This window comes from Streptomyces sp. UF-297 (genome assembly GCF_058245575.1).
Map to the genome: position 1 here is coordinate 44313 of NZ_JBSIBZ010000042.1, position 11336 is coordinate 55648.

Here is an 11336-nt window from a genome sequence, read left to right on the forward strand (position 1 = left end):
GGACCGCGTTGCTGCCGATTCACCGTCCTGCCAGGTTGATCCGGTCACGTTGTTTCCAGGTCAGGCGCCTGCGCACCGTGACTTCGGCGTCTTTTGGCGCCCGTTGGCGTTTTCCGCCCGCAGAGGGAGCATCACAGGCATGACGAAGGTCGCGATCGTCTACTACTCGTCCACCGGGCATGTCCACCAGCTGGCCACCGCCGCCGCGCAGGCCGCAGAAGAGGCCGGGGCGCAGGTGCGGCTGCGCAAGATCGGCGAAGTGGTGCCGGGACAGGCCGTCGCCAACCGGCTCTGGATCGACCGCAAGGTCTGGACCGAGCACGTCGCCGCGACGGCGGAGATCCCCGAGGCCGAACTGGCCGATCTGGACTGGGCCGACGCCATCATGATCGGCACGCCGGTCCGCTACGGCCTGCCCGCGCCCAAGCTCATGGAGTGGATCGACACCACCACCGACATGGCCATCGCGGGCAAACTCCTCAACAAGCCGGTGACCGCGTTCACTTCGGGGGACGGAGCGCACGCCGGCCAGGAGACGACCGTACTGAGCCTCTACAACACCTTCTGCCACTGGGGCGGTGTCATCGTCCCCAACGGCATCACGGACGAGGTCATCAGCAAGCGGCGGGCCAACGGCTGCCCCTACGGCGCCAGCAGCGTCTCCCGGCAGAAGGAGGCCGGCACCGTCCCGGCCGACAACCTCGCCGCCGTCGCCTACCAGGCCCGTCACGTCATCGAGATAGCCGCGGCCCTGAACCGGGGATTCGCCGCTGCCTAGGACCTGTCGTCGCAGGCCAGACGGGACTTTGACGACAGGCCCCAGGAACCGGCGCCCCTCCCCCCGCTGAGCACAGTTTCCGCAAGCAGGAGAAACCCATGGCTATCCAGTCCGACGGACCCCCCTCGTCCCCTGCCCTGACGACGCCGGACACGGATCGGAGCGGCACTTCTCAACGGCGGGCCGGTGGGATGTGGTTGGCGCTGATCGCCGCCCCTGCCACCTTCAGCGTCTCGGCGCCGGCGATCGTCTTACCCCGGATGGCGGACGGGTACGCCGTCCCACTGGACGTCGCCAGCTGGCTGGTGACCGTCGCGGCGCTCGCCATGGCGGTCGGTACGCCGCTGACCGCCGGCCTCATCAGCCGCAAGGGACTGCGCTTCGCCCTGCTGTCGAGCACCGTCCTGCTGATCGTGGGAACGGTGCTGGTGGCCGTCGCGCCCTGGCTGCCGCTGGTCCTGGTGGGCCGCGCGGGGCAGGCCCTGGGCAGCACCGGCCTGATAGCGGTGGCGATGAACATGGCGGGCACCGCCCGCAGGCTGGGCCTGATCACCTCGATGATCGCGGCCGTCGCGGCCGTCGGACCACTGGTCGGCTCGCTGGTCACCGGCTGGTCGTCCTGGCTGGTCGTGCTGATTCTGCCGGTGGTGGCGGTGGTGTTCGTGCCGCCGGTCGTACGCCATGCCTCACCCGTCCCGGCCGAGCAGAACCGTTTCGACGGGCGCGGCGCCGTCGTCCTGACCGCGCTGGCCACCGCCCTGGTCGTGATCCCCTACTTCCCCGTGCCCGCGGCGATCTGCGCGGTGGTGCTGGCCGTCCTGCTCGCCCTGCACATCAAGTCCCGCCCCGACGGCTTCGTACCGGTCACCATCCTGCGCTCGCCGGTGTTCATCGGCGTGAGCCTGCTGGCGCTGGTGCTGGCGACCTCCTACTTCCGGCTGCTGTTCGTCATCCCCGGCAAGCTCACCGGCGGCGCGGGCTGGACCGAGGACGCGGCCGGCGTGGGCACCCTGGTCGCCCAACTGGCGGGCTCGGTCCTCTCCTTCGTCATCGCGGCGCTCGCCGTGCGCATGGGCCGCAACGCCGCCGCCCTCGTCCTGACCGTCGCGGGCGCGCTCGCCCTGGTCCTGACCGCGCTGTCGGCCTCGGCCGTCGTCGTCCTGGTGGCGCTGGCCGTCGGGCTCTTCGCGGCGGCGGGCGGCCAGGGAGCGCTGATGGCCTTCGCCACCGAAACGGTGGACGACAAGCGGCGCCCGGTGGCGATCGGCCTGTTCAACCTCTGCTACCAGCTCGGCGGGGCGCTCGGACCGGCCATCGTGGCCATGTCCGTGAGCGCGTGAGGCCGAGCGCGTAATGCCTCCCCTCCCGCCGTACGCACCACGCCCGTGACCGCTTGAGGAACGGCGCCTTCCCCACGTACGACGCAACGAGCGGCACAGGAGTACACCACCATGACGCATACGGATGCCGGTACCGACCAGCAGCTGCCCGCCGGACTCCCGGCCGAACTGTTCCACCACGCACAGCAGAAAGAACCCATCGAGTTCCAGCTGCTGGGACGCACCTGGGACCTGCTCCCCGGCGTTTGGCCCCCCTACATCTCCCCCGAGACCGACGGCTTCTCCTCCTGGCTTCCCTACCCCAAGGGCGGCTCCCTGCTGGAGGTGGGCAGCGGCTGCGGCGTCACCTCCGTGATCGCCGCGCTGAACGGCGTGGACCGGGTCACCGCCATCGACATCACCCAGGAAGCGGTGGACAACACCCGCGCCAACGCCGCCCGGCACGGGGTGGCCGACCGGGTGCGGGCGGTGCGCAGCGACATGTTCGAGGCGCTGGGCCCCGACGAGCGCTTCGACGCCATCTACTGGGACTCCAACGCGCTGCTGGCGCCGGAGGACTTCACCTACACCCACTACATGCAGTGGGCCATCATGGACCGCGGCTATGTCTCCCACCGCAAGTTCCTGGTGGACGGCCCCAAGTACCTCGCCGAGGGCGGCCGTCTCTTCCTCGGCTTCAACGACCAGGGCGACTGGGAGCTGCTGGACAAGTTCGCGGCCGAGGCCCGGCTGACCCGCACCGAGCTGGGCGTCCTGGACTTCGCGAGCGACGGGCGGCCGGCCAGCTTCCGGCTGCTGGAGTACACCAGCGCCGGGTGAGGCGCTGAGGCCGGTGCGTGCACCCCGTCCGCGGGCGCCGTAGCTGTCCTACGGCGCCCGCGGACGCGCCGGGCGTTGCCGGGCTGCGGCGTCAAGGGGCGCGGGGAACCGCGCGAGCGGCCACGACGCGCCCGCGCACGGCTCACCGCTCGTCCGGCGCAGCGCTCAGCGCCCTGAGCGCGAACCACAGCTCCATCCGTACGTCCGGGTCGTCCACATCCGTCTCCAGCAGCGCCGCGACGCGGGCGATCCGCTGCCGGACCGTGTTGCGGTGCACGCCCAGCGCCACCGCCGTACGGTCCCAACTCCCGTGCAGGGAGAGCCAGGTGCGCAGGGTGTCCAGCAGGGCGGGGGTCTGCAGCAGCGGCGCCAGCCGGGCGCGGGCGTGCGCGTGGGCCTCGGCGGGCGGCACGAGGGCGGCGATGCCCTGCCCGTCCGCCGCACGGTGGCGGACCAGGGAGGAGCGGCAGGCCAGCGCGCGGCGCAGCGCCGCAGCGGCGTGGGCGTCGGCGGCGGGCAGCCGGTCGACGGCAGCGGGCGCGCTGACGCCCAGGGTCCAGCCCGGCGGCGCGAGGACCTCCCGGCCCGCGGGCACCAGGGCGCGTACGGACCGGGGCCCGGGGTCCACCAGGGACGTGCCCAGCGCCGCCGACAGCGCGTCGGCCGGCTCCTCGCCGCCGCGCCGCCGCTGCCCGTGCACCACCACCCACCGCTCGTGGCCGAGCAGCGCCCCGGCCTCCTGGGGCCTCGCGCCCAGCAACAGCCGTACCAGCGCCGCCGACCGCCCGTCCTCGCCCGCGCAGCCGTACGGCCCGGTGACCAGGGACAGCAGTACGGCGGCCACCCCCGCCACGGCGTGCGCCGAGGGGTCCTCGGGCCGGGCCGCGACGGCCAGGGCGGCGGCGTTGTCCGGCGTACGGCCGGTCAGCGCGTACGCCGCCAGCTGCACACCGGCCACCGTCTCGCCCGCCGACGCCGGGCCGCCGGGGCCGACCACCGCCACCAGCCCGGTCGCAGCCGCCCGCGCGGCCTCGTCCAACTGTGGGCCGGACGAGGCCAGTTCGGTGCCGTCGGCGGTGAACAGGGCCGCCCGGCCGCCGAGGTGCCGGGACAGCGTCCGCAGCACGGCGGGCACCGGGGACGGCCCGGCCGCCGCCGCTGCCAGCGAGCGCTGCGCCTCGCCGATCCGCGTCAGCTCGTGGTGCCGGGCCCGGGACATGTCCTGCCATACGGCGCTCTCCACCGCGGTGAACGTCGTCGGCGGCGGCACCTCCACCAGCGGCAGCCCGTACCGGTCGCAGGCCGCCACCAGCGCCTGGGGCACCGCGTCGTGCACCGGCGCGACCCCGAAGCCGAGCGCGGCGGCACCGGCCGCGACGGTCCGCGCCACATAGCCGTCCCAGTAGCCGGTGGCGTCCGGGCCCGCCGTATCCGCCGTATCCGCGGTATCCGCCGTATCCGCCGTATTCGTCGTGCTCGCCGCCGTACCTGCCGCCCCCGCGTGCACCCCGGCCGTCAACAGCAGCTCGCCGCCCAGCAGATACGGCTCCGGGTCGGCCATCTCCGAGGTGTGCACCCAGTGGACGGCGGTCTGTCCGCGCGGGCCCGCGAGCTGGCGCAGCCCCAGATCCGTACGGGCCAGCAGGCCGGACAGCGGGACGGCGGGGGCGGGGGGCAGCTGCCGCATGTGCGATCCATCCTGTTCGGGGAGCAGGGGTGGAGGAAACGTACACTTCAGCGCCGCCCCGCCGCCTCCTAGGGTCGACCCCTAAGACCCTTGTGCGGCTGTGCGGCCGTGCGGCCGCCGAGGCTCTTGTACGACCACCGGGGACGCTCCGCCGAGGAGGGCCCCCGTCCCGCGGCGGAGCCTCTCCGAACCCCCCTCCCGGAGAGGCTCCGCCCCCCCACCCCCACGGCGCGGCTCGAAGGGATGGCCCGATGGCTGTCGACTACGCGGTGATCGTCCTGTATCTCGCGGGCATGCTCGCCATGGGCTGGTGGGGCATGCGGCGCGCCCGGTCCAAGAGCGAATTCCTGGTCGCGGGGCGGCGGTTGGGCCCTTGGATGTACTCCGGGACGATGGCCGCGATCGTGCTGGGCGGCGCGTCCACCATCGGCGGCGTGGGCCTGGGCTACCAGTACGGGCTCTCCGGGGCCTGGATGGTCTTCACCATCGGACTGGGCCTGCTGGCCCTGAGCCTGTTCTTCTCCGCGCGCATCGCCCGCCTGAAGGTCTACACCGTCTCCGAGATGCTCGACCTGCGCTACGGCGGCCTGTCCGGTGTCATCTCGGGCGTGGTGATGTGGGCGTACACACTGATGCTCGCGGTCACCTCCACCATCGCCTACGCCACCATCTTCGACGTGCTGTTCGGCCTGGACCGCACCGTGGCCATCGTCCTGGGCGGGGCGATCGTGGTCGCGTACTCGACGCTGGGCGGCATGTGGTCGATCACCCTCACCGACATGGTGCAGTTCGTGGTCAAGACCATCGGCGTACTGCTGCTCCTGCTGCCCATCGCCCTCGTCAAGGCGGGCGGCCTCGCCGGGCTGCGGGACCGGCTGCCCGGCGACTACTTCGCGCCGCTGGGCATCGGCGGCCACACCGTCTTCACCTACGTCCTGATCTATTCCTTCGGCATGCTGATCGGACAGGACATCTGGCAGCGGGTGTTCACCGCACGCAGCGACAAGGTCGCCCGCGTCGGCGGCGCGGCGGCCGGAACGTACTGCCTGGTGTACGCCGTGGCAGGCGCGGCCATCGGTACGGCGGCCAAGGTGCTCTACCCGCAACTGGCCAGCCCCGACGACGCGTTCGCCACCATCGTCAAGGACGCCCTGCCGATGGGCGTACGCGGCCTGGTGCTCGCGGCGGCCCTCTCGGCCGTGATGTCGACCTCCTCCGGCGCGCTGATCGCCTGTGCCACGGTGGCCAACAACGACATCTGGTCCCGGCTGCGGGGTGCCCTGCCGGGCGGCCGGGAGGCCGAAGGGGAGCGGGACGAGGTCCGCGGCAACCGCGCCTTCATCCTCCTGATGGGCCTCGCCGTCATCGCCGTGGCCATCGCCCTCAACGACGTCGTCCAGGCCCTCACCGTCGCCTACAACCTCCTCGTCGGCGGCCTCCTGGTCCCCATCCTGGGCGGCCTCCTGTGGCGCCGCGGCACCGGCACCGGCGCCCTGGCCGCCATAGCGGTGGGCGGCCTCTGCGTCATCGCCCTGATGGCCTGGCTGGGAGTCCTCGCCAGCGAACCCGTCTACTACGGCCTGGCCGCCTCCCTCGTCACCTACGTGACCGTCAGCCTGTGCACCCGCCCAACGGACGCGGGGGTACTGGCGGCTTGGCGGGAACGGGTGCGACAACCGGCCCACCCGGCCGGCGCAACGGCCGAGCCCACCGGCCGCCCCAGCACTTGAGCCGCCCGGCCCACCGCATTCCGTCCCGCTGGGCGCCGGAACGATCCGGCCGGGCCGGCACGGTCTTGTCTGTCGGGGGCCCGAACGATCCGGCCGGGCCGGCACGATCCCGTCTGGCGGGGACCCGAACGAGTCGGCCGGGCCCGACATTTCAGCCCGGCCGGTGTTTGAGGATGAGCGGCCGCGGGCCGCGATACACAGGGAGAGTCGACCACGATGAGCACCACCACGCCGCCGCCGGGCCGAGTGCAGCGAAGGGGAGGCGATCTGGTCGCCGAGTCGCTGACAGCACTCGGCGCGAGCACCGTCTTCGGCCTCCCCGGCCAGCACGCCCTCGGCACCTTCGACGCCCTCCGCCGCTCCCCCCTGCGCTACATCGGCCTCCGGGTGGAGAACAACGCCGGCTTCGCCGCCGACGCCTACGCCCGTATGACGCACGGCGTCGCCCCGCTGCTGGTCTCCACCGGACCCGGCGCCCTGATGACGCTCGCCGCCCTCCAGGAGTCCGCCGCCGCCTCCGCCGCCGTACTGGCCATCGGCAGCCAGGTCCCCGTCGCGGGCCTCGGCGGCGGACGCCACGGCTATCTGCACGAACTCACCGACCAGAGCGCCTCGTTCAGGGGCGTGGTCAAGTCCGTGCACACCGCCCGTACGGCCTCCCAGATCCCCTCCGCCGTCGCCGAGGCCTGGCGCAGCGCCCTGACCGCCCCGCACGGACCCGTCTGGCTGGAGATCCCCCAGGACGTCCTGCTGGCCCCCACGGACATCCCGCCGGTCACCGAACTGCCCCTCACCCTGCACCCGTTGACGCCCCGCCGCGAACTGATCGCGCAGGCCGCCGCCCGCCTCTCCTCCTCTCCCCGCCCCGTGATCCTGGCCGGCGGCGGCGTCGTACGGTCCGGCGCGGAGCCCGAACTCCTGGCCCTGGCGGAGAAGCTGCGCGCCCCGGTCGCCACCACCTTCGGCGGCAAGGGCGCCTTCCCCTGGGAGCACCCGCTCTCCCTCCAGTCCTGGCTGGAGGACCAGCACACCACCGAGTTCCTCCAGGACGCCGACACGCTCCTCGTCATCGGCTCCGGCCTCGGCGAACTCTCCTCCAACTACCACACCTTCCGCCCGCGCGGCCGGGTCGTCCAGATCGAGGCCGACCTGGGCAAACTGGAGTCCAACCACCCCGCCCTCGCCCTCCACGCCGACGCCCGCCTCGCCCTGGAGGCGCTGCTCGCACAGGTACGGGACCGCCGCGAGGCCCCCGGCAGCCGCCCCGAAGCCGCCGTATCGGCCCTGCTCGCCCGCGTCCGCCGGCGCCTGGACGACCAGAAGCTGGACCTGGAGCGCCAGGTGCTGGCCGCTGTGCGCGGGGCCCTGCCCGACGACGCGCCCAGCTTCTGGGACATGACGATCCTCGCCTACTGGGCCTGGTCGGGCTTCGACGCGCGCACACCGAACTGCCTGCACTCCGCCCAGGGCGCCGGCGGCCTGGGCTACGGCTTCCCCGCGGCCCTGGGCGCCGCCGTCGCCGACCCCGCCCGCCCCGTACTCGCCGTCTCCGGCGACGGCGGCGCCATGTACTCCCTGGCCGAACTGGCCACCGCCCGCCAGTACGCCCTCCCCGTCACCTGGCTCATCGTCGACGACGGCGGCTACGGCATCCTGCGCGAGTACATGACCGACACCTTCGGCGAAACCACCGCCGAGGCAACGGAGTTGACCCGCCCGGACTTCGCCGCCCTGGCCGCCTCCTTCGGCGTCCCCGCCACCCGCACCACCCCGGACCGCCTCCGCGCCGACCTCGCGGCCGCCCTCGCCGCCCCCGGCCCCTCGGTCGTCGTCCTCCCCGCCACCCTCCGCATGTTCGCCCCCACCCACATCGCCACCCCCGCCCCTGCGGCACCTTGACGCCTTCATAACCTGAACAAACATCTGACCTGGACGGCCCCACGCCCCCGCAAACACCCCCTCACCCGACCGTAAATCCCTCCCTTTCCGCCTTCCTCGCCGCCACCCGCTCCTCGTAATGTCCCAACGGCGCACGGTCGATGACCGCTCCGACAACGCGCATACGGGGAACGGGGAACGGGGAACAGAAAATGACAGCGGAACACTTCCGCGTGCATCCCGACGGAGTACGCGAACTCGTCCAGGATTTCCGTACCGCCGCCGAGGAGATCGACGGACGCATCGCGGGATTCACCGCCCGAGTCGCCCACGCGGGCACCGCGTTCGGCCTCCTGGGCGCGTGCACGGGCGTCACCACCAAGTACACCGAGATGGTCGCCCACACCTCCGAAGGGCTGCGTGAACTCGCCCGCCTGCTGGACCACTCCGGCGCCGGGCTGCACCGCTCCGCCGGGAATTACGACGCCGTCGAGGCCCACACCACCAAGACGCTGGGCGGCTGAGGGATGAGCCTCAACAGCTTCCTCGTCGACAAGGCCACCCCGGTCCTGGAAATGCTCGGCATCCCCTGGCCCGGCGGCGACCCGGAAACCCTGCGCGAACTCGCCCACGGCTGGCGTACGTTCGGCCAGGACCTCGACCACACCGCCGAGCACTTGAACCACCGCGTGCACGCCGTGGCCGGTGTCACCTGGCAGGGCGAGGCGGCCGACGCCTTCACGAAGCACTGGCAGCAGCAGTACGACGCCCTGAAGAAGACGTCGAAGAACTTCACCGCCGTACAGAAGGAACTCCAGGCCTACGCCGACGAAGCCGAGCAGATCCTGAAGGAAATCGTCGAAATAGCCCTGGAAATAGCCGAGATGGAACTGGCGGGCGCCCTGCTCACCGCCGTCACGGCAGGCATCTCCGACGCGGTGGCAGCCGCAGCCTCCGGCGCCCGCGCCATGAAAATCATCAGCCTGACAGCCAGATTCACCCGCCTCGCGGAACGCGCCGAGGAGGCCGTGGTCCGGCTCGTCAGCGATTCCCGGGTCATGACCCGTATCGTCAAGGGGCTGTCCAAACTCCTCGGCGAGGCGCTCAAGAACACCGCCATGAACTACCTGGGCACCGCGGGCAACAAACTTCTCAGCAACGACGCGAAGGACGGGTTCGGCCTCGGCTGGCAGGATCTGCGCAACGCGGCGGTGGCGGGCACGGTGGCGGCGGGACCGGCGGCGCTGGGCAAGGGGCTGAGCCCGCTGGGCACTCATGCCGCGCCCACCGCGCTCGACAAGGCACTGCTCGGCAAGGGGCTCGAAGGCGGGGCCAAGACCGCTCAGAAGGTGGTCTCCGGTGCGGCGGGCAGCGCGGGCGGGGCGTTCGTGGCGGACCAGCTCGACCCCAACGCCACGACGCCCGGCGCCGACACCGTGACCAGTGGGATCACCGGGGGACTGGGGGCGTACCGGGGGAACAGGTTCCCGGGGCGGCGCGAGCCGGAGGCCGTGCAGAAGCCTCTGGAGGGCGGCTACGAGATCGGCAGGAACGGCTCCACGTACGCGGAGGGCAATGCCGTGGAAGGAACCGTCAACAACAGTCCGAAGCGCAAGGGTGCCGGACCGGCGATGATCGACGAGGACGGTGCGGTGGAGCTTCCGGGCGCGTAGGCGGAGGCGTACATGTGGCCTTTCGGCAAGGCGAAGTGGCAGGGCACCGGCAAGCGGCGGCGGACCGACGGAAGCCCTCCGCCGCCTGCCGTGACGCCCCGCATGCAGCGGGAGAGATGGGACAACGTCCGCCCGGACTGGCGGGCGCTGCGGGATCTGGACGACCGGGCGGACGCCAGGGAACGGCTGGTGGGCGCCCAGCCGTTCAGCGGCGCCAAGCTCTGGTTCGACCATGCGACCGCCGGTGAGCTGCCCGGCCCGGACGCCTCGGGCCCGGCGGTCGAGGTCCTGCTGTGGCAGCTCACCGAGGTCATCCGGTCCGGACACACCTCCTACGACGCCGAATTCTCCGGCGTCGCCCTGTGGTTCCCGCACGCCCTGCCCACCTTCGGGGTCTATCCCCCCGGCCCGCGCTGGCGGCCCACGCCCCGGGATTTCCGGGGGGCCGGTGAGCGCACGCTCTACGAGTGCGACGCCGCGGCGGCGGGCCCCCGCTTCGAGGGCGTGAAGGTGATGGTGGCCGACGGCTGGACTTCCGGCTCACTGATCACCCCCGAGGTGCTCGGACGGCCCCAGCTCATCGGCAGGCACTGGCGGCTGGACGGAAACCTCGCGGTCGCCTGGGGCAAGGGGCGCTCCTCGCCGGAGCTGCTGGAGGAGTGCGCCCTGGACCTGCACGCCACGGTCGCCTCGATCCCCCGGGAGCTCATGGAAATGGCTGCCCGGCGGGTGGATTCCGCCGGACAGCCATAGGGAGTTGAGAAGGTGGGGCCGCTGGGGCCGCAGGGTTACGCGTGGCCGCCCACGCGGCCCTGGAGCAGGAACGACAGGGACGCGTGGACGTCCTCCACCGACCGGTCCGGCTGGTAGGACTGCCAGTCCAGGGCGGCCACCAGCACCATCCCGAACAGGGCGGACGCGGTGAGCGGGATATCGATCTCCTCGCTCAGCTCGCCGGTGTCCACCGCCTCGCGCAGTACGGACTCCACGACCGCGATGGCCCGCCCCCGCACCATGGTCAGCGTGGACTGCCAGGTCCGGTTCGTACGCCACAGCTCGGCGACGAAGAGCTGGGTCAGGGAAGGGGACTGGACGATGAAGTCCAGACCGGCCCGGATCATCGCGTCCAGCGCGTCGATCCGGGAGCCGCCGCGCTGCGCGGTCGCGTCGGCGGCCTGCTGGAGGGAGGCGGCGAGCAGTTCGATGCCGTCCCGCATCAGCTCCTCGAAGAGGACTTCCTTGCTGGTGAAGTTGTAGTAGACGGTGCCCTTGGCGACACCGGCCCGCTCCGCGATCGCGTCCACGGTCGTGGCGGAGAAGCCCTGTTCGGCGATGAGGGTGACCGCCGCCGCGAACAGCTTGCGGCGGGTGGCCGCGCGCCGCGCCCCCGGGGCGGGGGCCGCGGCGGGACCCGGCCCCGGGGTGGTGCCG

Annotated in this window: 10 protein-coding genes; 8 read left to right on the forward strand and 2 right to left on the reverse strand. The window is 72.5% G+C overall.

Translation table 11 applies throughout. The annotated features are described in order from the left end of the window. Window positions 1-139: 139 nt before the first annotated feature. The 3 genes from AC4IJH_RS23290 (at window position 140) to AC4IJH_RS23300 (ending at window position 2937) form a co-directional block, all read left to right on the forward strand. On the forward strand, window positions 140-778 hold the full coding sequence (locus AC4IJH_RS23290) for an NAD(P)H-dependent oxidoreductase (protein WP_490853749.1): 639 nt from the start codon (window positions 140-142) through the stop codon (window positions 776-778). A 98-nt stretch (window positions 779-876) separates the two neighbouring features. Further along, window positions 877-2118: an MFS transporter gene (locus AC4IJH_RS23295; RefSeq protein WP_490853750.1), complete on the forward strand. Its 1242-nt coding sequence runs from the start codon at window positions 877-879 to the stop codon at window positions 2116-2118. Window positions 2119-2229: 111 nt separating this feature from the next. Continuing rightward, window positions 2230-2937 carry a methyltransferase domain-containing protein gene (locus AC4IJH_RS23300; protein ID WP_490853751.1) on the forward strand — a complete coding sequence of 236 codons (708 nt, stop codon included), beginning with the start codon at window positions 2230-2232 and terminating at the stop codon, window positions 2935-2937. A gap of 142 nt (window positions 2938-3079) precedes the next feature. Here AC4IJH_RS23300 and AC4IJH_RS23305 read toward each other — a convergent pair whose 3' ends face one another. Further along, complete coding sequence (locus AC4IJH_RS23305; RefSeq protein ID WP_490853752.1) at window positions 3080-4624, reverse strand: PucR family transcriptional regulator; 1545 nt, start codon at window positions 4622-4624, stop codon at window positions 3080-3082. Between the two features lie 251 nt (window positions 4625-4875). Between AC4IJH_RS23305 and AC4IJH_RS23310 the strand changes: the two genes are divergently transcribed. The 5 genes from AC4IJH_RS23310 (at window position 4876) to AC4IJH_RS23330 (ending at window position 10658) form a co-directional block, all read left to right on the forward strand. Continuing rightward, window positions 4876-6354: a sodium:solute symporter family protein gene (locus AC4IJH_RS23310; RefSeq protein ID WP_490853753.1), complete on the forward strand. Its 1479-nt coding sequence runs from the start codon at window positions 4876-4878 to the stop codon at window positions 6352-6354. 216 nt (window positions 6355-6570) lie between these two features. Further along, window positions 6571-8253 carry a thiamine pyrophosphate-binding protein gene (locus AC4IJH_RS23315; RefSeq protein ID WP_490853754.1) on the forward strand — a complete coding sequence of 561 codons (1683 nt, stop codon included), beginning with the start codon at window positions 6571-6573 and terminating at the stop codon, window positions 8251-8253. A 191-nt stretch (window positions 8254-8444) separates the two neighbouring features. Beyond that, complete coding sequence (locus AC4IJH_RS23320; RefSeq protein WP_490853755.1) at window positions 8445-8756, forward strand: WXG100 family type VII secretion target; 312 nt, start codon at window positions 8445-8447, stop codon at window positions 8754-8756. A 3-nt stretch (window positions 8757-8759) separates the two neighbouring features. Beyond that, window positions 8760-9905 carry a WXG100 family type VII secretion target gene (locus AC4IJH_RS23325; protein ID WP_490853756.1) on the forward strand — a complete coding sequence of 382 codons (1146 nt, stop codon included), beginning with the start codon at window positions 8760-8762 and terminating at the stop codon, window positions 9903-9905. 102 nt (window positions 9906-10007) lie between these two features. Then, the gene (locus AC4IJH_RS23330) at window positions 10008-10658 is read left to right on the forward strand and encodes a hypothetical protein (RefSeq protein ID WP_490853757.1); all 651 of its coding nucleotides are present in this window, start codon (window positions 10008-10010) and stop codon (window positions 10656-10658) included. A gap of 35 nt (window positions 10659-10693) precedes the next feature. Here AC4IJH_RS23330 and AC4IJH_RS23335 read toward each other — a convergent pair whose 3' ends face one another. Then, window positions 10694-11263 (reverse strand): TetR/AcrR family transcriptional regulator, encoded by a 570-nt coding sequence (locus AC4IJH_RS23335; protein ID WP_490853772.1) that lies wholly within the window; start codon window positions 11261-11263, stop codon window positions 10694-10696. Window positions 11264-11336 lie beyond the last annotated feature (73 nt).

Excerpts from the sequence above, each read along its gene's own strand:
- AC4IJH_RS23290 (WP_490853749.1), top strand. The coding sequence starts at position 140 with ATGACGAAGGTCGCGATCGTCTACTACTCGTCCACCGGGCATGTCCAC.
- AC4IJH_RS23295 (WP_490853750.1), top strand. The coding sequence starts at position 877 with ATGGCTATCCAGTCCGACGGACCCCCCTCGTCCCCTGCCCTGACGACG.
- AC4IJH_RS23300 (WP_490853751.1), top strand. The coding sequence starts at position 2,230 with ATGACGCATACGGATGCCGGTACCGACCAGCAGCTGCCCGCCGGACTC.
- AC4IJH_RS23305 (WP_490853752.1), bottom strand. The coding sequence starts at position 4,624 with ATGCGGCAGCTGCCCCCCGCCCCCGCCGTCCCGCTGTCCGGCCTGCTG.
- AC4IJH_RS23310 (WP_490853753.1), top strand. The coding sequence starts at position 4,876 with ATGGCTGTCGACTACGCGGTGATCGTCCTGTATCTCGCGGGCATGCTC.
- AC4IJH_RS23315 (WP_490853754.1), top strand. The coding sequence starts at position 6,571 with ATGAGCACCACCACGCCGCCGCCGGGCCGAGTGCAGCGAAGGGGAGGC.
- AC4IJH_RS23320 (WP_490853755.1), top strand. The coding sequence starts at position 8,445 with ATGACAGCGGAACACTTCCGCGTGCATCCCGACGGAGTACGCGAACTC.
- AC4IJH_RS23325 (WP_490853756.1), top strand. The coding sequence starts at position 8,760 with ATGAGCCTCAACAGCTTCCTCGTCGACAAGGCCACCCCGGTCCTGGAA.
- AC4IJH_RS23330 (WP_490853757.1), top strand. The coding sequence starts at position 10,008 with ATGCAGCGGGAGAGATGGGACAACGTCCGCCCGGACTGGCGGGCGCTG.